Annotated in this window: 17 protein-coding genes and 2 pseudogenes; 6 read left to right on the forward strand and 13 right to left on the reverse strand. The window is 38.1% G+C overall.

What is annotated here, in order from left to right:
* Positions 1 to 773: 773 nt before the first annotated feature.
* The 3 genes from M2R48_RS07995 to M2R48_RS08005 form a co-directional block, all read right to left on the reverse strand.
* A complete protein-coding gene (locus M2R48_RS07995) occupies positions 774 to 1,730 on the reverse strand; it encodes a 3-hydroxyacyl-CoA dehydrogenase NAD-binding domain-containing protein (protein ID WP_262085711.1) in 957 nt (318 codons plus the stop codon).
* 207 nt (positions 1,731 to 1,937) lie between these two features.
* A complete protein-coding gene (locus M2R48_RS08000) occupies positions 1,938 to 2,723 on the reverse strand; it encodes a 3-hydroxybutyrate dehydrogenase (protein ID WP_096733811.1) in 786 nt (261 codons plus the stop codon).
* A gap of 33 nt (positions 2,724 to 2,756) precedes the next feature.
* On the reverse strand, positions 2,757 to 4,181 hold the full coding sequence (locus M2R48_RS08005) for a GntP family permease (RefSeq protein WP_262085712.1): 1,425 nt from the start codon (positions 4,179 to 4,181) through the stop codon (positions 2,757 to 2,759).
* A 654-nt stretch (positions 4,182 to 4,835) separates the two neighbouring features.
* On the opposite strand from M2R48_RS08005, the gene M2R48_RS08010 reads away from it, so the two are divergent.
* The 4 genes from M2R48_RS08010 (at position 4,836) to M2R48_RS08025 (ending at position 8,546) form a co-directional block, all read left to right on the forward strand.
* Positions 4,836 to 5,717 carry a LysR family transcriptional regulator gene (locus tag M2R48_RS08010; protein WP_004820562.1) on the forward strand — a complete coding sequence of 294 codons (882 nt, stop codon included), beginning with the start codon at positions 4,836 to 4,838 and terminating at the stop codon, positions 5,715 to 5,717.
* Positions 5,718 to 5,864: 147 nt separating this feature from the next.
* Positions 5,865 to 6,566 carry a CoA transferase subunit A gene (locus tag M2R48_RS08015; protein WP_004721433.1) on the forward strand — a complete coding sequence of 234 codons (702 nt, stop codon included), beginning with the start codon at positions 5,865 to 5,867 and terminating at the stop codon, positions 6,564 to 6,566.
* Positions 6,567 to 6,568: 2 nt separating this feature from the next.
* Entirely contained in the window at positions 6,569 to 7,216 is a 648-nt protein-coding gene (locus M2R48_RS08020; RefSeq protein WP_004721431.1) for a 3-oxoacid CoA-transferase subunit B, read from the forward strand.
* Between the two features lie 151 nt (positions 7,217 to 7,367).
* Complete coding sequence (locus M2R48_RS08025) at positions 7,368 to 8,546, forward strand: thiolase family protein (protein WP_262085713.1); 1,179 nt, start codon at positions 7,368 to 7,370, stop codon at positions 8,544 to 8,546.
* A 161-nt stretch (positions 8,547 to 8,707) separates the two neighbouring features.
* On the opposite strand, the gene M2R48_RS08030 is transcribed toward M2R48_RS08025, so the two are convergent.
* From M2R48_RS08030 to sbnA, 9 genes are all read right to left on the reverse strand, one after another.
* A complete protein-coding gene (locus M2R48_RS08030) occupies positions 8,708 to 9,022 on the reverse strand; it encodes a BrnA antitoxin family protein (RefSeq protein WP_262085714.1) in 315 nt (104 codons plus the stop codon).
* A complete protein-coding gene (locus M2R48_RS08035; protein ID WP_004820567.1) occupies positions 8,985 to 9,296 on the reverse strand; it encodes a BrnT family toxin in 312 nt (103 codons plus the stop codon). Before M2R48_RS08035 ends, M2R48_RS08030 begins: the two co-directional genes overlap by 38 nt.
* A 128-nt stretch (positions 9,297 to 9,424) precedes the next feature.
* Positions 9,425 to 11,653, reverse strand: coding sequence for a TonB-dependent receptor (locus tag M2R48_RS08040; RefSeq protein ID WP_262085715.1), 2,229 nt, complete (start codon positions 11,651 to 11,653; stop codon positions 9,425 to 9,427).
* A gap of 162 nt (positions 11,654 to 11,815) precedes the next feature.
* A complete protein-coding gene (locus M2R48_RS08045; protein ID WP_262085716.1) occupies positions 11,816 to 12,589 on the reverse strand; it encodes an HpcH/HpaI aldolase family protein in 774 nt (257 codons plus the stop codon).
* Entirely contained in the window at positions 12,582 to 16,109 is a 3,528-nt protein-coding gene (locus M2R48_RS08050) for an IucA/IucC family protein (protein WP_262085717.1), read from the reverse strand. The genes M2R48_RS08045 and M2R48_RS08050 overlap by 8 nt, the downstream gene beginning before the upstream one ends.
* Complete coding sequence (locus M2R48_RS08055; RefSeq protein ID WP_262085718.1) at positions 16,106 to 17,311, reverse strand: MFS transporter; 1,206 nt, start codon at positions 17,309 to 17,311, stop codon at positions 16,106 to 16,108. The genes M2R48_RS08050 and M2R48_RS08055 overlap by 4 nt, the downstream gene beginning before the upstream one ends.
* 3 nt (positions 17,312 to 17,314) lie before the next feature.
* On the reverse strand, positions 17,315 to 18,955 hold the full coding sequence (locus tag M2R48_RS08060) for an IucA/IucC family protein (protein ID WP_262087467.1): 1,641 nt from the start codon (positions 18,953 to 18,955) through the stop codon (positions 17,315 to 17,317).
* Positions 18,956 to 19,026: 71 nt separating this feature from the next.
* Entirely contained in the window at positions 19,027 to 20,040 is a 1,014-nt protein-coding gene (gene sbnB, locus M2R48_RS08065) for a 2,3-diaminopropionate biosynthesis protein SbnB (RefSeq protein ID WP_004820581.1), read from the reverse strand.
* 22 nt (positions 20,041 to 20,062) lie between these two features.
* Positions 20,063 to 21,067: a 2,3-diaminopropionate biosynthesis protein SbnA gene (sbnA, locus tag M2R48_RS08070; RefSeq protein WP_004820582.1), complete on the reverse strand. Its 1,005-nt coding sequence runs from the start codon at positions 21,065 to 21,067 to the stop codon at positions 20,063 to 20,065.
* 482 nt (positions 21,068 to 21,549) lie between these two features.
* Here sbnA and M2R48_RS08075 point away from each other — a divergent pair, with 482 nt between their 5' ends.
* Both M2R48_RS08075 and M2R48_RS08080 read left to right on the forward strand, forming a co-directional pair.
* Positions 21,550 to 23,751, forward strand: a complete 2,202-nt coding sequence (locus M2R48_RS08075) for a TonB-dependent receptor (protein WP_262085719.1) — start codon at positions 21,550 to 21,552, stop codon at positions 23,749 to 23,751.
* A 938-nt stretch (positions 23,752 to 24,689) separates the two neighbouring features.
* A pseudogene (locus M2R48_RS08080) lies at positions 24,690 to 25,076 on the forward strand (contractile injection system protein, VgrG/Pvc8 family); the annotation flags it as partial.
* On the opposite strand, the pseudogene M2R48_RS08085 reads toward M2R48_RS08080, so the two are convergent.
* Positions 25,049 to 26,059 (reverse strand): annotated as a pseudogene (locus M2R48_RS08085) (NAD(P)/FAD-dependent oxidoreductase); the annotation flags it as partial. The pseudogenes M2R48_RS08080 and M2R48_RS08085 sit on opposite strands and share 28 nt — an antisense overlap.

The following is a 26,059-nucleotide window of genomic DNA, read 5'->3' on the forward strand; positions in this document are numbered from 1 at the left end:
ACAACGCAAGCTATTTATGAAATGTCAACAGACCCTAGTTTTGATCGTTGTTTACATGATGGTTTTTAACCTTAGCAAGCTAAATAGAGCTTTTATTTTTTATATATGAAGTAAGTTGCGAGAAGAGAAGGAATACCAAAATTAAGTAAAAATATTAAGAATTCTTCTTTAACCGCGTAACCTGCTTGTATGCCCATATACATATTCCAGCTCATTGCTACAAACCAAATCAAGATGAACAGAATAAAAAATAATGTTGGACTAAAGCGACCACGTAATATTCGACTTATAAAAAGAATTACAAGGAGTAGCATTATACCAATGAGAATCGTATAGAAAGTTCGCATATTGGGTAACCATTTGAATTAGGAATTGTTTGTATTTTTCATTCATCATATCGAAGTTGCTTTACCACATTTGTTTTAACTTTATTTTATTGTTGAGCATAAAACTTCCCTTATTTTGGCGACTTAATGATTAAAGTAGCGAATAAGACAACGATAACTGTTTTTAGTAGAAGAATAATGATATGAAACTTGGCATGTCTATTCGAATTTTCGAACAATCTAAAAGCTATTGGGTATTTTCGATGTAATTCAAAAATAAGCAACAAGGTTCAGTCTGAAATTGTTGCTTGGGATGCTTTGAAATGTTGATTCAATTTTGGAGCGGGAAGGTCAATGATCCTGTTTCCCTTGGCTAAATTTTTGAAGACTAAATTCTCCAGATGAGAATTCTGGAGAATCAATGAAGCTCACGTTTGTAAAACCCGATTAAGGCAAATCTAATTCTTTACGCATCTTTAAAGATCGAAGTAATGCCTGATCACGAAGTAATTGAAGATTCTTATCGCCTAGTTTTTTAACAAACTGCTGAGTTTCTTCATTCAGCATCTCAATTTTTTCTTCAGACAAGGTATAAGGGTGCATATCAGCCCACCATTCAGACATCGGTTCACCTAAATGATGCATAGCAGCTTTAAATCCATGTTGATTGGCCAACTGCATATTTAAATAAGGACCAAATATTGCCCAACGTAATCCGGGGCCATTGGTGATAGCGATATCAATATCTCCTGCGCTACATACACCTTCAGAAACCAGATAAAACGCTTCTCTCCAAATTGCAGACTGTAAACGATTAGCGACATGGCCTTTGACTTCTTTCTGAATTAAAATCGGTTTTTTTCCCAATAATCTATAAAATTCAAAAGCATCATGGATATAGTTCGCTTGGGTTTTTTCTCCACCAATAATCTCAACCAACGGTAATAAATGTGGTGGATTAAAAGGATGGCCCAGTACAATTCTTTCAGGATATAGACAATCATGTTGAATATCTGAGATTTTTAAGCCAGATGAACTTGAGGCGATAATGCTATCTTTGGGGCAGTTTTGAGTGAGCTGTGCATATAAGTCTTTTTTTAGATCAATTCGCTCAGGACCATTTTCTTGAATAAAATCCGCATCTTTTACCGCATCTGCTAGATTTTGATAAAAAGTGAGATTTTTTAAAGTGTCTGAAACATAATGATCAGAAGAGGTGGTTTGCTCTTCAGCCAATTCGAACAGATCAAGTAAATAGGTTTGAACTCTATTTTTTAAATTTAATTCTGCATCAGCTGCAGGATCAAAAGCACTCACCTGAAATCCTTTACTTAAATAGAATGCTGCCCAACTTGCACCAATAACACCAGTACCAATAATGGCAACTTTATTTATGGGTTTCATATATTCATTTTCCTTGAATAACCTGAGAACGTTGGATTGTCTCGCTATGGCACATGACAAAGTGAGCCTTTCACTTTGATAAAAACTAAAGATAGAAAAACTAAAAAACAGTAGGGGAGGATTTCCCCCTACAAATGAATATGTATTACATCTAGTTAGCTGATTTACATAGTGATAAATTCATGATCATTGCAATCATCAACTGTATTATTGAGCGGTATAACCACCATCCATAACCACTGCCTGACCCGTCACGCCCGCCGCTTTTTCACTCGCCAAGAAAACGGCATAATCTGCAATTTCTTCAACGTTGAGTAAGCGCTTTTGTGGCACCATGGCTAAAATGACATCTTCAAGTGCACTTGTTTCGCTGACATTACGGGTTTTGGCTAAATCTTTAATTTGACCACGTACCAAAGGTGTATCGACATAACCTGGGCATAATGCATTGACCGTGATTCCATCACGAGCAGATTCTAACGCTGCAACTTTAGTTAAACCGATCACCCCATGTTTGGCACTGTTATAACCCGCTTTTCCAGCAAAACCGATTAAACCATTGATCGAAGCCATATTGATAATACGGCCATAGTTTTGTGCCTTCATTATTGGAAATGCATGTTTGATTCCAATAAAAGAACCCACCAGCATGACATTCAGTAGTTTTTGATAAATGGCAGTTGGAAACTCTTCGATGGCAGCAACATGTTGAAAACCAGCATTATTGATCAAAATATCCAAACGACCAAAGGTGCTATGTGCTAGACCAATAGCAGCAGCATAAGCATCTTCATCTGAAACATCACAAGGTGCAGATAAGGCTTCAAATCCATCAGTTTTTAAGGCTAAAACTGCTTCATTACATTTGTCCGCATTCATATCCGAAATCACCACTTTTGCACCTTCAAGGGCAAATTTTTTGGCAATTTCAAGTCCAATACCACTTGCTGAACCTGTGATAAATGCAACTTTATCTTTGAGAAGTTGACTCATTATTGACTCCCTGTGTTCATTTTGAAGATAAACTTAGACGATACCAAACCATGTAAATGCAGCAATTGCGACAAATACTGCAACTGTTTTAATGATGGTAATGGCAAAAATGTCTTTATAAGATTGTTTATGTGTAAGTCCAGTGACAGCAAGTAGGGTAATCACGGCACCGTTATGCGGTAAGGTGTCCATACCGCCAGATGCCATTGCAACAATACGATGCATCACTTCAGCAGGAATGCCCATTGCTGCAATAGCTGTATTGTATTGGTCAGCCATGGCACTGAGGGCAATACTCATACCGCCAGATGCTGAACCTGTAATCCCTGCCAAAACGGTTGTGGTGACTGCACCATTGACCAATGGATTGGTAAATGTATGACCTAAAGCATGGCTGATCACGGCAAAACCCGGTAAAGCGGCAATGATTGCACCAAAACCATACTCAGATGCAGTATTCATCACAGCGAGTAGAGAACCACCTATACTTGCATTTACACCTTCTTTAAAGCTGGTTGAAACACGACGATAATCGAACATTATCGCAGTGATAATCCCAACGATTAAAGCTAAACCAACTGCCCAAATCGCTGATGTTTTTGCGATATCGACAGTGTAGTTTGCCAGTCCAAGCGCGTTAAAATCAAAGCCATTTGGATACCATGTTTTAATTGCTGTAGATAAATATTTATTCATCACTGCAACTAAAATTAAGGGAACAAATGCCATAAATTGACGTAGACCAGAACCATTATCTTGTTGCTGAGATTGATTTTCAAATTGTTGAAGTTCGGCTTCTGTTAAAGTAATACCAGATGCAAAACCATCTCCGTTGCGAGCAGCAACACGACGACGCCATTCCAGATAAGTTAAACCGACACCTAAAACAAAGATTGCGCCGATAATTCCTAAAAATGGCGCTGCATAAATATTGGTTCCAAAAAATGTAGTTGGAATAACGTTTTGAATCTGAGGCGTACCCGGTAAGGCATCCATGGTAAAGGAGAAAGCACCCAGTGCAATCGTGCCAGGAATCAAACGTTTAGGGATATTTGCTTGTCTAAATAATTGGTTTGCAAAGGGATAGACTGCAAAAACCACGACAAATAAACTGACGCCGCTATAGGTTAAAATTGCCCCTAGCAGAACAACGGTAAGCATTGCATTTTTAGAGCCAATTAATTTAACAATCGTTTTGGCAATGGATTCAGCAATACCTGACATTTCAACGACTTTACCAAAAATCGCACCCAGCAAAAACACCAAGAAATAATCTTTAATAAAGCCCACCATTTTTGGCATAAACACACCAGAATAAAATGGTAAAACGTTGGCAGGGTTAATCAGCAAGACGGCCAATAAGGCACAAATCGGTGCCATGAGAATTACAGAAAATCCTCTGTAGGCTGTGTACATCAACAAGCCAAGAGAAAGTAAAATTATACCCAGTTCCCACATATTTTTACTCCGTCCTTAAAGAATATATGTCAAAACCCACCTTGTTTTTATTTCAAATCACGACAAGGCTATCTCAATCATAAAAATGCATTAGTGAGTGAAACCAATAAAAATGGATATCTAGAGAAATTAATATTGATCAATAAATTTAGCTTTTATAAATCGTCCAGACTTATAAATTGGAATATCCATTTCCAAATGATGGATAAAACTATAATCCAAATTATTCGAGGCATTGTTTGAAAATATTTATGAGTCAATATGGAAAACTAATGAATAGAAACAAGTTTCATGAGGTTTTTGCGCAATAGGTCATAGATAAGCAAAAGAAAAAAGCCAAATTGGTAATGCTGATTAATGAGTGTGTGTTGAGCGTTTTAATTTTTATTTACAGCAGTGGCTTTATTGACAAGTATGTTGCTTGAAATACGTCTTATATCGATTTTGCTTTGATTTAAATGCATAGACATATTTTTTACAGATCACACAAATTAAAAACTTTCATTAAGACATCAATCTGAGCAAAAGCGAGATCAGCTAGCATGGATTGATATCTTATTCTATAAGCAAATCGATAGCTCAAATGACTCATTTTAGGATCAAAACTCGCTTGGTTTAGCGTATTATAGAGCTATAAATCAGTTAGGTTGCCGTATGACACTCAAACAGTTAAAAGCTTTTTTAGTTCTTGCTCGGACATTGAATTATGCCAATGCTGCCAATGAACTTTGCTTAAGTCAATCTGCTTTAAGCTTAAGTATCAAAAGTTTAGAGGATGAGTTGGGTGGCAAGCTGTTTAAGCGCAATACCCGCCGTGTGGATCTTACTGCTGAGGGAAATTCGTTGATTCCATTTGCAAAAAAACTTTTGGCAAATTGGGAAGACATGGAAAGAGATGTCAAACAGCGTTTTAAATTACATCGTGGCACATTGAATATCGCTTCAATGCCTTTCGCAACACATGCCGTTTTACCTGCTGTACTGCATGAATTTAATAAGAATCATCCCAATATCAATTTTTCAATCCATGATATTCCCAATGAAAAAATTATTGAAAAAGTCCAAGAGGGCATTTTTGAAATTGGGATTTGCTTTGAACCGCAACACAATGATCAATTAATATTTAAGCCATTTTTCAATGAGGATTTTTTAGCACTACTTCCCAAAGACCATCAGTTGGCGCAGCGTAAAAGTGTGACATGGCGTGAGCTGTATGCTTATCCTTTTATCACTTTACAGAAACCTTCAATCATTCGACACGTGGTGGAAGAGAAATGTTCACAAAATAATATGATCTTAGATTTAAAACTTGAGTGTCATCAGATTAGTTCATTGTCGCATTTCGTGGCTTTTGGTATGGGGGTCAGTGCGATTCCACGCCATTTTCAAAATTATATCGATAAAGAAAATAATGTCTTGGTCGAAATTGAAGAGGGCAATGTCAATCTTTCTGTTGGGATCATTTATAAAAAAGATTTTGAACTTTCTAATATTTCTTCGCAATTTATTGAAACGATATTGGCACATCAGTTTTAAGAGACTATCACCTCATCATAAAGCCCACTGTTTCAGGATGAAATCAGATTAATGAGTTTTACTCATTAGACATTTGAAAGAATCAATTTCTAAAATAATTTGCTCGATGTTAATAATAATAATTCTAAAGGACATAGAGTTAAAACGATGAACAAAGTTGTCGCGAATGCACATGAGGCTTTGGCTGATGTGGTTGCAAACAACCAGACTTTTGCAGTGGGTGGTTTTGGATTATGTGGTATTCCAGAAGCATTGATTGATGCCTTAAAAGAAATTGGCGTAACGGGTCTAACCTGTATTTCTAACAATGCAGGTGTGGATGATTTTGGTCTAGGTAAGCTTTTACAAACCAAACAAATTAAAAAAATGATTTCATCCTATGTTGGTGAAAACAAAGAATTTGAACGTCAATATTTAAATGGTGAGCTTGAAGTTGAGTTGACACCTCAAGGCACTTTGGCTGAAAAGTTACGTGCAGGTGGTGCTGGAATTCCAGCGTTCTTTACCCAAACAGGTGTTGGGACATTGATTGCCGAAGGCAAAGAAGTCCGCGAATTTGATGGTAAAGATTACATACTTGAACAAGCATTGGTTGCAGATATTGCTTTGGTAAAAGCCTATAAGGCAGATAAAGCAGGCAACTTAATTTTTCGTAAGACTGCACGAAACTTTAACCCAGAGTGTGCAATGGCTGGCAAATTGACCATTGTCGAAGTTGAAGAAATTGTTGAAATTGGTGAGTTAGATCCAGATTCAATTCATTTACCAGGCATTTATGTAAGTCGTATTGTTTTAAATGCGCAGCCTGAAAAACGAATTGAACAATTGACATTGAAGACGGAGATTTAATCATGGCTTGGACGCGTAATGAAATGGCTGAACGTGCAGCGCAAGAGCTTGAAGATGGCTTTTATGTCAATCTAGGTATTGGCTTACCCACCTTGGTTGCCAACTATATTCCTGACAATATCAATGTCTGGCTTCAATCTGAAAATGGCTTATTGGGAATTGATGAATTTCCAACACAAGCTACTGTCGATGCAGATTTAATTAATGCGGGTAAACAAACCGTAACTGCACGTAAGGGTGCTGCGTTTTTCTCTAGTGCTGAATCTTTTGCCATGATTCGTGGTGGTAAGGTCAATATTGCTATTTTAGGATCAATGGAAGTTTCCGAAAAGGGAGATTTAGCCAACTGGATGATCCCAGGGAAAAAAGTAAAAGGCATGGGCGGTGCAATGGATTTGGTTGCTGGGGTACAAAAAGTCGTGGTGTTGATGGAACACTGTGCTAAAGATGGCAGTCCTAAAATCGTCGCTGAATGTTCATTACCGCTTACAGGTAGACTGGTCGTAAACCGTATAATTACGGATCTAGGAGTGATGGATATTACTCCCCAAGGTGTTGAGTTGATTGAATTGGCTAAAGATGTAAGCCTAGAACAAATTCAGGCGGCAACAGGGGTAGAGCTGATCACCTCAAATCTCGCTGTGGCTTGATTGTGACAAAGCAAGCTTAAAATTATAATTTAACCAGCCAAGTTTAAATGCTAAGTCGCTTTGGCGGCTTAGACATGTTATCAATGGATATGCTATTTTCAAAAATACCCGCTTCAAAAGTATACGCATTTAAAATACAAGGTGAACTCGAATGGAAAAGATTGTCATCGTCGCAGCTAGTCGTACTGCAATGGGAAGTTTTCAAGGCAGTTTTGCAAGTTTATCTGCACCGGATTTGGGTGCAGTCGTCATTGAAAAAGTTGTTGAACAAGCCAATGTGCCTGTTGCTGATATTGATGAAGTAATTATGGGCTGTGTATTACCTGCGGGTTTAAAACAAGGTCCAGCACGTCAAGCGATGCGAAAAGCGGGTTTACCGGATCATGTTGGCGCAACCACAATCAATAAAGTCTGTGGTTCTGGGATGAAAGCTGCAATGCAAGCCAGCGATGCCGTTAAAGCAGGAAGTGCCAAAATTATTGTGGTCGGTGGGATGGAGTCTATGACCAATGCACCGTATTTATTACCTAAAGCACGTTCAGGTTATCGGATGGGGCATGGTCAAGTGATTGATCATATGTTCCTTGATGGTTTGGAAGATGCGGGTACAGGGCGTGCAATGGGAAGTTTTGCACAGGAAATGGCGGATAAAAAGGGCTATAGCCGTGAGCAAATGGATGAGTTTGCAATTCGCTCACTGACACGTGCAAAAAAAGCGATTGCAGAAGGTTATTTTAAAGACGAAATCACACCTGTTAAAGTGGCGCTACGTCAGGGGGAGATCACTGTAGAAGTGGACGAAAATCCTGAAAATGCCAAGATTGATAAAATCCCAAGCTTGAAACCAGCATTTGCCAAAGATGGTACGATTACTGCTGCAAACTCTAGCTCAATCAGTGATGGTGCATCTGCATTACTGATCACGTCGGCGTCAGAAGCGCAAAAGCGTGGTTTGACTGTGTTGGCTGAAATCAAAGGCTATACAACCAATTCCCAGCATCCTGAAGAGTTTACCATTGCACCTGTGGGAGCAATTGAAAAATTACTGAAAAATCTCGGTTGGTCCGTAGACGATGTTGATCTTTGGGAAATTAACGAAGCTTTTGCCATGGTCACTATGGCTGCAATTGATGCATTTAAACTTGATCCTGAAAAAGTCAATATTAATGGTGGCGCTTGTGCACTCGGGCATCCACTGGGTTCATCCGGTTCACGAATCATTGTGACCTTGATCCATGCTTTAAAACGTTTAGGTAAAACCAAAGGGATCGCAACACTTTGTATTGGTGGTGGTGAAGCAACAGCACTTGCAATTGAATTAAGCGCGTAATTTATTGTTTATCGTAATAAATAGCTAAATAGTTTGTGATTCAAAATTAAAAAAGCCGGTCGTTTCAATACTGCCGGCTTTTTGCTGTTCTTTGTCATGTGAGTTTAGGTCGTATTTTGATTTTATTGGAATCGTTTAAAAATAAAATCTCGTTTGCATTTTCAAGGATTGTTCTTTAATTCTTGAAGCATAGCATCTCGAAGAATTTTGTTCATACGGGTCTGATAGCCCTTGCCTTGAGATTTTAGCCATTGCATAACATCTGAATCAATACGGACAGTAGTCACTTGCTTGGTGGGCTTGTAAAAGGGATTTTGCACAGCATTTTTCCAAAATTTTTCATCAAGTTGAGGAATATCTGAAAAATCTATCTTGCTGTCTGGACGTTCAGCCAAAGTTTCAAACCTTGCTTTTTGTTCATTTGACAAGGTAGGTGGATTATTCAAATCCACTTTGTAAGTAACGGTTTTGCTCATACTGTTTCCTCTCTTTTTTCTCTGCCTGACGTGCCGAAATGATACGGATATGATCAATCCCATCATGATCCTTTACAGTATGGGCAACCAGTAAAACAGCCTGCCCATATACCAAACCTATCGCTTGCCAGCGATATTCACCATTTTCAAAGCGATCTTGATGGTATAAGGCATAAGCATCATAGAAAACCAGTACTGCGTCTTCAAAAGTTACACCATGCTTTTTTAAGTTTATTTCTGCTTTATGCTCATCCCATGAAAATTCAATTTCCATCACTGCATCGCTTTTTGTTAGTATAAAAATGTTAATACAAAAATGCAAAATTTAGCCAATTTCTTGACTAGACAATATAAAAAAACAACAAAGCCTTATAGATCTCTATAAGGCTTTATTATCAAATCTTACCATTTATGGCTATAAGTCACTTTCAATGTTGCACCTGATGCCAGCAGATGGCTGGTGTTATTACTGGTACGGAGAAGCTGGCTATATAATGGATAATATTTACGGTTAAACATATTTTCTAAGCCAATCGTAACGGTATCTTTTTTGTTTAGGGCAAAACTACTGATTAAATCTGCAGTGGTATATGACTTAACATCATAACGACCAAAACTGTTGACACCGTTTAAGCGATAATCTTCTGAACCAAAATATGTCGCTTGTAAACGATTTGTCCATGTGTCTGTTGGGCTATAAGAAATGTATCCTGTTACTTTTAAAGGTGGAATACGGTAACCCGTCATGTCTTGTTCTGTATTGGTGTTCTGTGGCGTTTCACGGCCTTTCATCCATGTAACACTTCCTCCAGTTCCCCATACTTTTGCATCATCAAGATAATCAAGAGTCGCTTCTACACCAGTCACTTTTTCTTTGGTACGTGTCAGTATCAAGCCATTGTTAAAGGATTGAACACCACCCAGATCTGAAGTTGACTGGAACACCGCTAAGCTCGAACTAAAATTATTAAAATGACCGTTCCAACCGAGCTCGTAATTATCCACCTTAACCGGTTCAAGGAATGATGATGCTAAGTTAAATCCTTCTGTTGCATTACGGATTACCACCCCTACATCGGGCAATTGAAAACCTTGATTAAAAGATGCGTAAATCGAGTGCTGATCTGTTGGCTTAAAGGTGATATTGGCATTATATAACCATGCATCCGCCGTCACTTTACCACCCTTAACAGTATAAGGATTTGGTTTACCTAATTGTGATAGTGGAACAAAGCTATCAATTTTTGCATAACTGTCTTCATAACGCGTACCAATTTCAGCAGACCATTGCTCATTGAAATTATGCTTTAATTGCGCAAAACCACCGATGCTTTGGGTGGTTAATTCCGGTAAATAGATTAGTTTTCCATTTTTAACAAATTCTAAGCCACCAGATTGGTCATAAATTGTAGGATCAAATGTGTCTAGAGGCATTTCGCTTTTTTCACGGCTAAAATCGCCACCCCAAACAATCGACGTATCACCTAAAAATTCTAGTGGGGTGTTTACGGTTAGGCGACTGCCAAGAACATTATTGTTTTGATAAACCTGATCGACTTTTCCACCACGTGTACTGACTTTACGGGCATCAAATGGCGAGAAGCGAGTAAAAAAGTCTCGGTAATAGATTTGCCCGTCAACTTTGCTGCCAAATAAATCTTTATTGTTATAGGTTAAATTGTAGATTTGATTTTCATTTTTATTCTGGTCTTTTAATTTAAGCCCTTTGATTGCTTTCGCAGGTACGCTACCTGCAGGAAGTTTTGCTACACTTGGGTCAGAGGCATAGTCAGAATCTTGTTCAGCGTTATAGTAATTTGCTGCAAATTGTAGATATTGGTTATCATCAATGTGATAGCCAAGTTTACCGCCTACGCTATATGCATCCGCATCAAATAAATCACCTTGACTTGGTTCTGGTGCAACACGATCGCCTCGGGCATCGTATGGACTACCAATACGTTGATAGCCAAAATCAAATGCATAGTCAAAGTTATTTAAGCTTCCAGAAAAATATTGATGAATATCTCCACTTAAAGCATCTGTACGAAAGTTGGTCAAAGCGCTTTGTAGCCCAATCACAGTTTTTGCAGTCGGTTCACCGCCCGCCGCTTTGGTGGTGATTGAAATCGTTCCGCCAGCAGCACCACTTCCATAAATCGCATTACTGCCACGAATGACTTCTATACCTGTAATACTTTGAGGGTCGATTGATGAAAGACCTCTTGATGTATCACGTGTCAAATTCATAGGTACGCCGTCAACCAAGATCAAGGCATTACGTCCGCGTAAAGTTTGCCCATAATCGGTAATTGTACGACTTGAATCAGATAAGCCCGGCACAACTTTGGCTAAAACAGTGGCGATATTTCCAGAAGACGCATTTTTTAGAAATTCAATTTGTTTTTCATCTAATTTGGTCACTTGTTTTGCAGAAGAGGAGAATTCATCTGAGCGTGATGCGCTGACAGTAATGGTCGGAAGCACTGCCGCTTTGTTCTCTGTATCTGTAGCTTCTGTGGGTGAAATAGCAAAAGAGGATTGCGATAAAAAGATGAACCCACCAATTGATATAAGTGGAATGATTTTTTTTACATCAGACTTCTTATTAAAAATTTTGTTGCTTTTCATCTTGCTTCCTTTTATCTCACCCTGAGATTGCTTTAAATTGACGAAAGTATAATTGAGAATGATTGTAATTCACAGTAACAAATAAACAAACAATAAAACATTTATATTCAGCTTAAATTTAATTGAGTGGAATAGCTGATACACCACTCAAGGTTTAGAGATCTATACAATTTCTTTATATGAATCAATATGAAGCTGATGTGCTCGACGAGTAATACTGCGATCATCACCGAGCACAAAAAGTTTTACAGACTGGTGTTTCCACAACGCAATATCTTCAGGCTGGCGCGGAATTGCGCAGAAATATTTACCCTGTTGTTGAGTTTTGCTATATATCTCTTGGATCTTTGCTTGAACTTGCGGATGGCGCGTTTCCCAAGGAACGCCCATAGACTGAGAAAGATCTGCCGCACCTTCAAGAATAATATCGATCCCATCAATAGCTAAAATTTCATCGATATTTGCTACACCAGCTAAACTTTCAATCATTGCGACGACAACTGTTTCTTTGTGTGCGTGTTGCACAAAATCAGTTAAGCTCTGCATGCCATAGTGATTTAACCGAGTTGAATTTAAGCCCCTTTGCCCTAGGGGCATGTAGTGGCAATAATTCACAGCTTCTTGGGCTTGTTGTGCATTTTCTATACGTGGTAATACAATTCCAGTCACGCCAGCATCGAGTAAAGGTAAGATCAAGTGATTGGCGGTTAAGGGGACTCGAACCAATACATCAAGCTGTATGGTTCTAGCGGCTAAAATCATGCTTTCAACTTGGGATGTACTAAATAAAGTATGTTCCAAGTCAATAATAATAAAGTCATAGCCAGCCAGTCCCAATTGCTCCACATGAATTGGCGAGGCAATAGAACAGAATATGCCATAAAGTGACTCACCATTTTCCATGCGTTTTTTAAAGGGAACTGAAGCTTTATTCATATTCAATTTCCTTAATTAAACTCAACGGATTTGGGGTGGTTTGTACTCTTAATCGGATTTCTGGTAGGAAGCGACGACTTGCAAGTTGTTCAATATCGATGGTGTCATCTGTAAAGTTAAACAATTCATATCTTTGTGCAAATTCTGGATGCTTTTCTTTATGTTGATTGATGATCGATCTTAACATTGTCCAAAATTTGATTTCATCAAAATCATAATGCGTGTTTAAAAATATGGCCAATTCCGCTAGATTGACAAACCAAAGTGCATCTTGGGTAAAATCTCTTAACTCATTTGCTGCGTGTGTTTCTAAAAAAGAATTCGGGTTAATTTTGGCATGTTCTTTAGGCGCGTCTTGTAACTCGGGTAATAGCTCTGGATTTCTTAACAAATGACGACTAAAGCGAATACCATCATGGAAATCTTTTAGAGCAGCTTTAACAGGTAGACCATCTTTGTGAATTAACACCATATTTTGTGCATGAGATTCCAATGCTAAGCCGTGACACCATAAAATATGCATAATTGGCAGGTAGGCATTTTTTAATAATTTCTCTAACCAAAACTCGATCCCGTATTGTTTGATCCAGTGGTCTATCAGCGGTTTTTGGTCAGTATCAAGTTGCATTAGACCTGTAACTGGTGTTGCTGATTCGCCTTCATTGAGATAATGATAAATACTTTCACGCCAAATACAGGCCAGTGCGCCATATTGAACAGCTAAGGCGATCGGCTGATTGATAGAAAGTCCAGCAATTTCTCTTAAAATAACGGGTTTACGTTGTTTTTCTAAAATATGGTCTTGCTCAACGATTTTATACAGCCAGTCACTCATTTTTGCAGCATTTTGCACAGTATGTGGTGCTAAAACACGAGAGGTCGACGTGTTAACTAAATTCATCGCTAATTTTAGTGATAACGCTGAAATATCCGTGATGTTTGATAATGTTCGGATTGATTGTTGCGGTAAATAAGTAGGTCCAGCGATTTTCAATCGAATGATCAGTTGATTGCTGATTGCATCTTGATAATATAATTCAATAATTTTATCCCATTGCCAAGGATGAATGGGGCTAAGAATATAATCATTGAAATCAACTTGATGTGCTGTCAATTCCTCACGGATTGCGTGAAGGTCTTTGTCTGAAAAATGCTGTTTATACAGTTGATTTAAGTTGATCGTTTCACTCAAAACCAATTTGCATAAGCTTTTATGAGTAGCAGCCCATTGAACAGAGAATCCTTGGGATAATTCAGGTGAGTATTTTTGATTTTCCTTAAGATCAAAGCCTATTCTAGATTTAAAACTTGGATGATAGAGATGTGCATTGTTTATACGGGCTTCTTGCTCAATATATGACAGTGTTCTTAATGGTTGGTTGGGTGATAGACCCAGTGTTTGTGCATGTTTGACATAGGTAAGATTGAGCTCATCATTAAAGTTTTGCCATTTGATTGGATCAGCATCAATAATATGTTTTAAATCAGCCAATAATGCTTTTAAATTTGGACTGCTTGATGACTTTTGAACGGCATCATAACGGACTAAACTCGATGGATTTAATTTAATTCGGTTAAAACTAAAATGTTGTTTAGCGTCGCAGCAATAAAAAAGATCATCTGAAATAAAGAATTTAATTTGCCCATTTGATTTTTCGTAGTTAAAGGCATTTTCAAAGATTAATGCTTCTAATAATTGCCCGATGACACGTCTTTCCGCTTGGACTTTATAATCAATTTGTTGCGTAGCTTGAAGAGGGGTCAGTGTTTGAGCGCCTCTGTATTTATAAATCGGATTTTCAATATCAATCCAAATCGGGTTACCACCACTGTGATATAAGGTGTTCATCATATTTGCCTTAATAGGTAAAGTGAGAGAGTTAAGCAAAAGGTTGCAGTAGTGCTGTGCTTTATCTGAGAAGTTTTCATCGATCAGGGTTTGTCTGGTGGTTTGCCAAAGTTCACTTTCTTCAATAATGCTTACTCTTGATATCGCACTAATCAGATGCGCAATATGATTGATGACTAAATAATATTGCAGAAAAATCCATGCATCCTTTTGAGAAAACCAAACAGTGCTATCTTCAGAGACTGAGGAATGATCATTGAGCATCTCAGAAACCACACTAATCCCTTCCATATCACGAATAATCAGTCGAGCAGGGAAGCCTTGTTTAAATTCCATCAAACTGTTTTGCATATGGGCTTCAACACTAATCCCTTTATTTGCAAACAATTCAATCAGTGGAACCAAGGAAACTTGAATATATTGTTTCCACCAATCAGCAAGAAAGGCTTTTGAGTGACTATTTGGAAGTCCTTGGGCTTGTGCGGCCTGATCAATAAACGCCATTAAGGGGATCTGATGATGCTCATTTTCTTCGACTAAACCACCTAGCATCCGAGTATTTTCAAGCGTTTCCGTAGCTAATCCTGCGCGATATATAATGCCAAAAGAACTTTCTAACTCAGGGATTTTGACAGTTTTGGCTGTAAGCTCTGGAAGAATGAGCATATTTTTATAGTGTTGATTGATCTGATGCTTAAGAATGATTTTACTGGCATCAATCGCTCTTTCCATTTCATCCATAGGGTTGTTACGAATAAAACTGGTAATACGCACATCAATGGAGAGTTTTAGAAAAATATTAGATTGCGGTAACCAGACGGTTCGTACTGAAGATGTAGGCCAAACGGTTTGTCCTAAAGCACCTAAATATCGAACCTCATGATTTTCTAAATAGCGTTTTAAGGAAGGATGTAGGAGTAAAAAGTTTGCTTGCCACGGATGTGTAGGCAAAAGTTCATAATTTTCGAAGTCATCTTTAAGGCGCTGTCGTGCATGCTTCAATACGTCTTCTTCAATCAGTTGATCAACATTATTATCGCTGACAAGTTTTTGGATTAAGGATGAATGCACTGCGAAGTAGTGTAACTGAAACGTCGCACCTAGCTCTGGGCTATACTTTTTCATATCCTCTTTAGAAAAGCCTAGATTGGCTTTTGAGGTCACATGAAATGGATGTCCATATAACATGCCTTGTTCAGCAGATTGAAAACTAGAGGCCAGTTTAGGCTTTATTTGATCTACGCAGTTTTCTAAAAAGAATTTGGTATTTTCGATACTGTTTGCGATTTCAGCATAGAGATTCTGATTTTGCTTTTTATCTTTAAATCGCTGATTTAACTTTAACTCATCGGTTATCATTTTAACCAACACTTTAGGATCAGTCAGACTTTTGACAGTCTTATCCTCAGTATTGAATACACAAAAAGAGCGCTGGTAACGATGATAACCTGTGCTTGAGAAATGCTGTATCGCACCATAGATGACTGAGTTAGATGCAGTAAATGGGTATGAAAAATAGGATGAATTATTTGCGTCATGTATTGTTAAAGGTGAATCCTGTTCTGAGAGAATATGCTGTTCGAGTTGAACTTGAAGTTCACGAAAAAAAGTATTCAAGTATTGTTCAAAAAGCTTGTAAGACCATGCATCGGTGGTAATGATCGGGTTCATTCTTGTACCTCTTCTAAAATTGTATTGGTTAAAAATTTGTTTAAAGTCACGATTAATCCAGCACCAATAAAAAATAATGCAGTGCAAATTAACGCGGCAGTGATATTGAAAAATGAGTATGTAAGGGTGACCGCAATCGGCCCAAACAGTTGACCGAGAACAAAGGCACTGTTTGAAATACCAATCACTTTTCCTTGATTTCTTGCATCAGTTTTTAACGAAATCGTATGAAAAATAGAGGGAATAAGTGCAGCGAAACAGAAACCTTGTATGAGTCTTAATAGCAGCACTAACCAAATATTAGTGGTCCATGTCAAAGCCAGAACCGTGATTCCACAGATCAGCGTTGCAGTGACAAAATTATGAAATGAATCGCCTCTTGTATCATTACGTTTCCCCCAATAGGTTGCAGCAAAGAATGCAGCGCCCCATGAAAGTGCGTGGATTGTTCCTGTTAAACTCGCAATAGATAAGGGTGTAGTTATATTTCGACTGATTTCACTGATATATAAGATAAAACAGGACACTAAACCGAACCCGCCAGCTTGGACAAAGGTTCCTGCACTGAGCCAAGAAAAAATTGTTCGATCAAAGGATTGCAGTGTTGATGGTTTTTTATCGGGTTCAGTGACAGATGTCTGTACAGGTTGGCTCAATAAAATGGCAGCAACTAAGATTAAAATGATGACAATATATGCTGTGGCATTGAGTAAGGTTTCAACTTTCCAATGGTCCATAAATATGCCCCCGAGTACCGGACCACATAGGCAGGCCAGTGCGACACTGCTTTGGAGCTGTCCAAAAGCAAGACCTCTTTGTCGCTCGCTAGACAAGTAAGAGGTATAGGCATAAAGAATCACGGATAGACCGCAAAATCCTAATAGAATACGGGCAAAAATAAACACAAATAGATGCTGTGCTCCCGCCATTAAAAGTATAGAAATGCAGAAACCAGCCAAAGAAAGTAACAGTGCTTTTTTATGCCCAAATGTATCTGATAGATGACCAATAAGGGGGGCTGTAAATAGACTCCCTAGAGCTGGTGCTGACAGCGCTATACCTGCCCAAATGGCGGGTGTTGTCATTTGCGCCGTCAATTTTTCCATATATAGCGGCATGATCGGTATTAAGACCATCAAGCCAAAAGTCGAAAAAAATTGACACAGTAAAATAATCAAATGATCTAGGCGAGAGGAACGCATGATTTAGATATCCATGGTCTCATAGCAAGATTGGAATAAAGCATGGTAGGGATTTGACGTCATACCAATTTTACTTGGCATCCCTGTTGAATCACCTTGTTGGGCTAATAACGGGGTGAGTAATTGTTTGAATGGCCAATGGCTACTTTCAAAAACATATTTTTGAATACAGTTTTTCGATTGTTCAGAAATTGTGGCAGTTTCTATAAAGTTGACAATAATCGCTTGGATCATTTCCCAGAAATCAATTTCAGTATGATCGGTATATTTCAATGTTGCTAATGCGATAGGGTATAGGTTGATTTGTATCCCGAGGGTTATAAAATAATTAAATAAATCCTCATTTTTATTAAAAATAAGATTGTTTGGTGTACTGGTATCAATTTTATAGATTGGCGGAACAAAACCACTGTCCTGAATCGCAGGGGTGCATATTCTTAAAGTGTCATGGTCACGCAGAATAAAGCATTTAAATTGATTGTCTTGGTAACATACTAGGGTGTTTTGACCATGACACTCAGGCATAACACCAAAAGACCACAGTGTGAGAAAAGTGTGAATAAAATGGGTACTCAAATCTTTAAGTAAGTTCCATTTGTCACCTGTTATACCTAAAGCTTCCCATGGATCAATATAAGGGCAACTTAAAGCAGACATGCTAATTGGTGCTATATTTTTTTCTTGGCAAAAATGAGGTAAATGCCTCACTTGACAGCCGATAACACCTAAATTCTGTACCAACGGTTCTTGTTTTCCCAAGACCCACCAATGGGTTTCATTGCTTAAAAAGAGTTGATGTTTTAATGATGGTGTTTTGTCGATGACATTATTGAGAAAATCATATGCCGCATGACCGTTGGCTAAATATCGAGCAGGCATAGAGCGAATAGCACCCAAAGTTTTGGCATTGGTCGAGAGCTTTAAGTGCTGATTTGAATTTAAGTGATTGATTAAAGTTCGTAGCGAGGATGTTGGGCAACCAATTGCAGTGGCGAGGCCGAGGTCAATCCCTAGATATTTGTTTTCTTGAAATCTTAAATAGTCATGCTGTGTTTTAAGTACAGGTATTGCAAGGTATTCATTTGAGAGAGCCTGCATTTTTTCAATAATAAGATTTTTTTCCTCAGCAGGGAGAGCCAGTTCATCATGTGGAATGGATTCCATATTATTTATGACATCTGCTTTTTTAAATGCCCACCAATACACTTCAATTTCTTTTTGAGTAATGAGTGGACTGAGTTCACCTTTCGCATGTGCAAATGGATGAAATGCACGGTCAGCGACAAGCGAAAGTTGTTCACTCATTATGAGTGGCGAAGAAAAAGAAAGTGCGGATTGTAAGATTTGAGGAATTTTTTCAGCAGTAACTAAATTATCATGCCAATATGCAATGGCCTTTTGGTGGTTGATTGATGGCCACCATGAGGATTGAGTTAAATAATTAAAAACGTCAGCAATCGCGATCTCAGTAGTCTGTTGACTCAACGTGTTATGAAGTAAAACTTCTGCTTTTGTGATATAGAAAGGATTTACACTATTTACTTTTAAGCAGTTGAAATGTAGTTCCAACTCACTACTCAGATGTATTACAAGATAAGGCTTTTTATAGACAATATGGTTTCTGAACTCACCATAATTTTCCATATAGAGCGCATCTATAGTTTTCTGAAGTTGTGTTGTGTAAATCCGATCTAACATGTGCATTGTTCCTATAATTATAAAAGTGGCAAAACTGTGCCAATATTTTGTTTTTGTGCGGCATTGAAAAACCATTTCGCACAAACAATATCGTCGATCGCCATACCCATTGGGTTGAGTAAAATGATTTCATCATCATTTTCACGGCCATTTTTATGCCCAATAATGATGTCACCTAGTTCAGCATGTAGTTTTTCACGGCTAAATAAACCTTCTTCAACCAGCACATTGATGACTTTCTTTTCTCTATTGGATTGATCCCAGTCATCCACAATCACTTTGTCAACTTTGAGGAAAACTTCTGGTTCAATATCCATGATTGATATATTTGAAACGAAGCAACCTTTTTTAAGCCATTCAAACGGGATATAAGGTTTGTCAGATACTGTGCAAGTGATTAAGACATCTGCTTGCTGGATCGCCGACTTGGCAGTTTCATGAATTTCGATTTGAAGATTTGGATATTCGCCAATAAATAAAGCTTTAAGTTTTTCTGCAGCTTCTGGGTTTAGATCAAATAAATGTATTTTTTTAACTTGTGGGTATTGTTCTAAGACCGTTTTGATTTGCATTTGGGCAATCGGACCACAACCAATCACACTGATATCTGAGAAGTCTTTTTTGGCGAGATATTGAATTGATACACCAGTAATTGCAGCTGTTCTCATCGCACTAATTAAGCTGCCTTCCATGATTGCCACGGGGTAATTTGTTTCAGCGTCATTTAAAACAATTAAGGCACTGGCACGAGGAATATTAAATTTCTTAGGATTATGTTGGCGAGAGCCAATCCATTTGATCCCTGCAATAGGATCATTTCCAGCCAAATAACACGGCATGGCAATAATTCGGTCTGCAATATGGTCCGCACCTTGCCAACGTAAATAGGGTTTTAAGGGTTGTACAAACTGTTTATTTGCGTGAAGTGTGAGGCCTTCAGTAATTGCTTCGATAAACGAATTACTGTGATTTGCACCAAGATGGAGTAAATCTGATTGACTAAGGTAACGAAGGCTAGCCAAATTACTCATAAATATTTCCTAAAAAGTGGAGTTAAACAACGGATTGCAAAGTAAAATTTTCTTGATTGAGATGATTTTTATTGAAATGTCTTCTCTTGATCATTTCGAACCATTCTTCGTCATAAACTAAATCTAAATAACGATCGCCTCTATCTGCTAAAAGGGTTAAAACGCATGATCCAGAAGGGATGGTCGGGATAAGTTTTTTTATTGCTGAAATAGATGAGCCGCTAGATCCACCCGCAAAAATGCCTTCATGTTCGAGGAGTTCTCGGCAGCCTAAAGCTGACTCATAATCATCAACATAGATGACATCATCTATTTCATCTGGGGAGAGTAGGGCTGGAACGGTACTTGCACCGATACCCGGAATTTCACGTGGGCCTGAGTGACCACCAAAGAGAACAGAACCGACGATATCGACTGCAATAACTTTTAAATGCGGGAATTTTTCTTTTAAGCGGCGAGATACGCCCATGATTGTTCCAGAAGTACTTGCACCAACAACCAAGTAATCAATACTGCGATCGATTTGATTTATGATTTCTTCTGCTTCACCATAATAGTGGCTTTTCCAATTGTTGGGATTTGCATATTGGTTGATCCAAACAGCATTGGGCAACTGGCGGCAAAGTCGTTGTACTGTATCGATTCTTGTTTTTAAATAACCGCCGTTTTGATCTTTTTCAGAGACCATTTCGATATTGGCTTTATAGAGCTTCAACATTTGCAAGTTGGCTGAAGCAATTTTGGGGTCAATCACAGCCGTGAATTTTAGGCCGTAAATTTTGCATGCCATTGCAAGTGCAATTGCTAGATTTCCTGATGAACTTTCAACAATGTGGCTATCTTTATGAATGAGGCCAGATTTAAGCCCCTCTTGTAACATATACAATGCAGGTCGATCTTTGATACTTCCACCTGGATTGAGTAACTCCATTTTTGCGACAACGGTGATGGATTGATCGGTAAACATCCTTGAGAGTCTGATTAAAGGAGTTTTACCTATGCAATCGAGAATATTGTTATGGATCATCGTTAGAATTCTCTGGTTTTATCTGTTGCAAATGATAATCATTATTGGTTTTGTTATTATTAAAATTTACGTGAAATTTGTTGTGTTTTGTAATTTTATTGAAGAGTAAACTAAGAGAGTAATTAATGATATTTTTATAAAATATTGATAAATATGGTTTATATTTAATTATTGAATTAAATTATAGTGAAATTAGATGACCATTTGATTAAAATTGTTAATCAATCACTAGAAAAAATTTATAAAGCAGATGGCTATCACATTTATTTTTATTAAAGAGAATTACCGTCATAAAATTTTAGAGACACAAAATGAATCAGAACTGAAATTATTAAAAATATAATAAATCAATAATTTAAGATTTTTTATGCTGTGTTTTTCCTGAGTTGTTGGAATTGGTCATTAGAATATTATGTTTTACCTCATTAATGATAATGATTATTATTAGCGCTAAAATTCAGGCCTACAACTGAGGAAACAGGATGCGCCTTTCCCAATTCAGCTTATGTGTTTTATCTATTGCAATCAGTAGTCAGTTATATGCACAGGATGAAACCTCGAATAATCAGACATCAGTTAGCAATGCTCAACAACAAGAATCTGTCCAGAAATTACCACAGATTGTTATTACAGCAACACGGTCAGAAAAAAGCATTGCAGATATTGCAGGGACTGTACAGAACATTAGCGGAGCAGAGGTACAAAAACAGGCTGGGGCAGGGCGAAAAGTGGCAGATGTTCTTGCTCAATTGGTTCCTTCACTGGCGCCGTCTAGTGGTACTGGAAGTAATTATGGACAGACCATGCGAGGCAGAACTGTACTGGTGATGATTGATGGTGTATCTCAGACGGGGTCGCGTGATCCAGCTCGCCAATTGAACAGTATCAGTCCAGGTATGATTGAAAGGATTGAGGTTATTTCAGGAGCAACCAGTATTTATGGTTCTGGCGCAACGGGTGGGATTATTAATATCATTACCAAACGTGCTGACAAATCGAAACCACTGAGTTTTGAGACGAAATTAGGGATAACCTCTGCTGATAATTTCCGAGGAGATGGCCTGGCCTATGAAGCGGGTCAGAGCGTTTCTTTTAGCAATGATAAAATGGATGGTTTTCTTGGTGCGAACTATACCAGCCGAGGATCATTATTTGATGCGAATGGGGATCGAATCGCAACTGAACCCAATCAGACCAGCCGTAATGATACAGATACACTAGACATAAATGGGCGCCTGAATTTTAATTTGACTGACACACAAAGCTTGAGTTTTGGTGCGCAGTATTATAAGGATAAGCAAGATACTCGTTATCTACCTGATTATGGACCGAACTATACTATTGCTAAAGGGCCACAGTCTGAACGAGCAATCAAGGGACTGGAATTAAGTAATCAGCCATTTACGGATCGTTATGCCTTTAATACCCAATATCAAAATCAGGATGTATGGGGGCAGACGGTAAATTTGGAAGCCTATTATAGAAATGAAAAAGGGCGTTTTTTCCCAGTTTATGCAGGTGGCGCGACGGTAAATCAGTCGCAATATACGGTTGATGTGGCAGGAATGCGGTCTACAGTTCAGTCTGATTTTAAGCTTGCAGCGCGTGATCTTAATCTGACCTATGGTCTGGATTATGACCGGGAAAAAGATACTCAGCATTATGACGTATTGTCTGTCAGCAATAACGGTATGGTTTACAAGGATACTGGTAGAAGATTAGATGCTGGTCCAGATACTGTCATTCAAAATATCGGTGCTTTTTTACAGGCAGATTATCAATTAACGGATCGCTTTAATCTACAAGCGGGAACGCGTTATCAATATATCAAGGCAGATACAGACGCTTATACACCTTCTAGACAAACACAAAGCGTAGCGAGTGATTCAACAAATGCTGACAAGTTTTTGTTTAATTTAGGCGCAGTTTATAAACTTACTGATAATCAGCAATTATTTGCCAATTTCTCTCAAGGATTTAGTTATCCAGATGTATTACGGATGTTGCGTGATGTCTCAATTCTGACCGTTTCAACTGCGAATATAGAACCACTAACCGTCAATAGTTATGAACTGGGTTGGCGTCTGCAAGATGATCAAAAACTTGATTTAGGAATTACTGGCTTTTATAACACATCTGATAAAGTCATTCAGTTCAATGCGGACCGTTCAGTCAATATTGCTGATACTGATCAGCGTGTTTACGGTGCTGAAATGACTGCGGCATATCCAATTCTGGATGATTTTAAAATTGGTGGTACGTTGGCTTACACCCGTGGACAATATAAGGATGCTGCTGGTAATTGGCGTGAGTTAAATGCTTATCAGGTATCTCCAACTAAGGGAACTATTTTTGGTGAGTGGAATAGTGATGATGGTTATGGATTCCGTGTACAGATGCTTGCTGTAAAAGGAACTGACAAAGCATTTGAAGATGATAAGGTTGCGGTGAACAGTGATAAGGTGGTTCCAAACCGTGCTGCAAAAATAAAGGGTTATGCGATTATGGATACCCTAGTGAATTTCCCTGCGTATAAGGGGCGGGTGGATTTTGGAATTTATAACGTGTGGAATAAAGACTATCGCACGGTGTATAGCCAGCAGTCAGAAATTACCTTTTCCCCTGTGTCTAGTATGCGGGCACAAGGGCGGACCTTTGGTTTGAGTTATACTTTTAATTATTAATTGATGTTAGCTAAAAGCTGGTGCTGAGTGTTTAATTTTCACTTATCACCAGCTTTTATTATTTATATATAGTTAAACCGCCTAATTATTCATACAAGTGATTTGCATCAAGTCATTGATCATAAATGAAGCTTATAGTTATGTATGAACTTTTTGAAACTGTTGGTTATTCATTTTTGTATTTTTGAATCCTAGATGGTGATCCTACCGTGGGGCGACATGGATGTCGCCGTTGGGCGGGGGTACAGGACGTACCCCTCGCCCAGCAAAAGATTTTTGTCATCTTTTCATCTCTGAAAAGTGAGGCATCGCCTACGCAAAGGTATTTAAACTTTGAATATAAAGTGTGGCATTGCAAGCTTTTTATAATCAAACAATTTATTTTTTCCATATAATTGATTTAATTAAAAATATTAATTAAGAGAAATTATATTCTTGTGTCTGAGTTTTTTGACAGGTTGATTATAAAACAGATCCTTAACTAAAGATAAGTATCAAGTGTCGTCAAAATTTAAAACAATAGAATGGATAAGCTATTTAGCGGATTTTTTAGCCATGTTTGTAGAGGTCTATTCTATTTGAGTTGTTGTTGCACAATTTGAAATGAATAAAAATTCAATGAGTACATGTTGTATCGCCCTAATTTTGGTTCAACGTTGTTTAGTTTCCCAATACTGTTTAAAACACATTATGTGAATTGACCGAATCGAAATAAAGAGAGTCAAACATCAGCTCAGTGTGATAATCGTTTTTAAGCAGGGGCGTATTTTTAAATAAATATTTGATAAAACAATGAGAAATTTTTATCTTTTATATGACTTATAATAAAAATAGATGCATTTTGCTTAAATATTAACCACAAGATAGACTAGTCTGTATAGACAAAGCCCTAAATTTTTTAGTACAATTGATCACAATTTAGAATTAAATAATAATGCATGTCTAACAATATTTACGCTGCTTTGGAGCAGCTTGGCTTATCAGCACAAAAACGTGCGATTCACGTACAATTTTCTAATTCGGCGTTGAGCCAACAAGTGTTCCTACAACGTATCGATGGAACACATCAAATCAATGAGGGTGTTCGGCTCCAACTCATCTGTCTTGCAACGTCAGCAACTATCCCTTTAAAAAGCTTTATTGGAACTCAAGCTGCGATTGATGTCGTCACAGATAAATCTGAGTTAACCCGTATTTCAGGGATTGTGACCCAAGCCGATATTGGCGCATCTGATGGTTCTCTTACCATCTATCGTTTGACTGTAGAAGACCCAACAGCACTTTGGAAACACCGTAGAAACTCTCGAGAACGATGTAACTCTTCTTTTAACCAACTGTTGTTGAATTTGTCAGTATAAGCAGTCAATTCTTTAGCAAAGAAATCTTCGCCTTCAGCGACACGCGCAACCGCTAAATCACCACCTTTCTCATGACCCGCTTGGATTGCTTCAAATACAGCTTCACCACACAACATACCCGATTTCATCGCAGTATGAGAGCCTTTGATTTTAGCAAAGTTTAAGAAACCAGCATCATCACCAATTAAGCAACCGCCTGGGAAGGTTAGTTTAGGTAGAGAGTTTAGACCACCTTTAACAACTGCACGTGCGCCGTAAGAAATACGCTTACCACCTTCAAGATATTGCTTGATCAGTGGATGTGTTTTCCAACGTTGCATTTCAGCAAAAGGATACATATGTGGATTTTCATAAGATAAATCGACAATCATACCCAAGGTTACTTGGTTATTTTCAGCGTGATATAACCACCAGCCGCCTGAAGAACCTGTTTCTGCCAAAGGCCAGCCTGAACCATGCATCACTAAACCAGATTTATGTTTTGCAGGGTCAATTTCCCAAAGTTCTTTGATCCCGATACCGTAATGTTGTGGATCAGCATCTTGGTCTAAGTTGTATTTTGCAATCAAACGTTTACCAAGGTGTCCACGGCAACCTTCTGCAAAAATTGTGTATTTTGCATGAAGCTCGTAGCCAGGAGTAAAGTTGTGAGTAGGTTCACCATCTTTACCAATACCCATATCACCAGTTTGGATGCCTTTTACAGAACCATCTTCATGATAAAGGATTTCTGAAGCAGCAAAGCCAGGGAAGATAGAAACTTCTAACTCTTCCGCTTTTTGACCTAACCAACGCACGACATTACCCAATGAAATAACATAGTTACCATCATTGTGCATGGTTTTAGGAACCATCCAATGTGGTGCTTCTTGTGACTTTTCAGCAGACATGAGGAAATAAGTTTTGTCCTCAGTCACAGGTACATTTAAAGGTGCACCTTGTTCTTTCCA

It is taken from the genome of Acinetobacter sp. I-MWF, from assembly GCF_025433935.1.
Lineage (GTDB): Bacteria > Pseudomonadota > Gammaproteobacteria > Pseudomonadales > Moraxellaceae > Acinetobacter > Acinetobacter guillouiae.

Excerpts from the sequence above, each read along its gene's own strand:
- M2R48_RS07995 (WP_262085711.1), bottom strand. The coding sequence starts at position 1,730 with ATGAAACCCATAAATAAAGTTGCCATTATTGGTACTGGTGTTATTGGT.
- M2R48_RS08000 (WP_096733811.1), bottom strand. The coding sequence starts at position 2,723 with ATGAGTCAACTTCTCAAAGATAAAGTTGCATTTATCACAGGTTCAGCA.
- M2R48_RS08005 (WP_262085712.1), bottom strand. The coding sequence starts at position 4,181 with ATGTGGGAACTGGGTATAATTTTACTTTCTCTTGGCTTGTTGATGTAC.
- M2R48_RS08010 (WP_004820562.1), top strand. The coding sequence starts at position 4,836 with ATGACACTCAAACAGTTAAAAGCTTTTTTAGTTCTTGCTCGGACATTG.
- M2R48_RS08015 (WP_004721433.1), top strand. The coding sequence starts at position 5,865 with ATGAACAAAGTTGTCGCGAATGCACATGAGGCTTTGGCTGATGTGGTT.
- M2R48_RS08020 (WP_004721431.1), top strand. The coding sequence starts at position 6,569 with ATGGCTTGGACGCGTAATGAAATGGCTGAACGTGCAGCGCAAGAGCTT.
- M2R48_RS08025 (WP_262085713.1), top strand. The coding sequence starts at position 7,368 with ATGGAAAAGATTGTCATCGTCGCAGCTAGTCGTACTGCAATGGGAAGT.
- M2R48_RS08030 (WP_262085714.1), bottom strand. The coding sequence starts at position 9,022 with ATGAGCAAAACCGTTACTTACAAAGTGGATTTGAATAATCCACCTACC.
- M2R48_RS08035 (WP_004820567.1), bottom strand. The coding sequence starts at position 9,296 with ATGGAAATTGAATTTTCATGGGATGAGCATAAAGCAGAAATAAACTTA.
- M2R48_RS08040 (WP_262085715.1), bottom strand. The coding sequence starts at position 11,653 with ATGAAAAGCAACAAAATTTTTAATAAGAAGTCTGATGTAAAAAAAATC.
- M2R48_RS08045 (WP_262085716.1), bottom strand. The coding sequence starts at position 12,589 with ATGAATAAAGCTTCAGTTCCCTTTAAAAAACGCATGGAAAATGGTGAG.
- M2R48_RS08050 (WP_262085717.1), bottom strand. The coding sequence starts at position 16,109 with ATGAACCCGATCATTACCACCGATGCATGGTCTTACAAGCTTTTTGAA.
- M2R48_RS08055 (WP_262085718.1), bottom strand. The coding sequence starts at position 17,311 with ATGCGTTCCTCTCGCCTAGATCATTTGATTATTTTACTGTGTCAATTT.
- M2R48_RS08060 (WP_262087467.1), bottom strand. The coding sequence starts at position 18,955 with ATGGAAAATTATGGTGAGTTCAGAAACCATATTGTCTATAAAAAGCCT.
- sbnB (WP_004820581.1), bottom strand. The coding sequence starts at position 20,040 with ATGAGTAATTTGGCTAGCCTTCGTTACCTTAGTCAATCAGATTTACTC.
- sbnA (WP_004820582.1), bottom strand. The coding sequence starts at position 21,067 with ATGATCCATAACAATATTCTCGATTGCATAGGTAAAACTCCTTTAATC.
- M2R48_RS08075 (WP_262085719.1), top strand. The coding sequence starts at position 21,550 with ATGCGCCTTTCCCAATTCAGCTTATGTGTTTTATCTATTGCAATCAGT.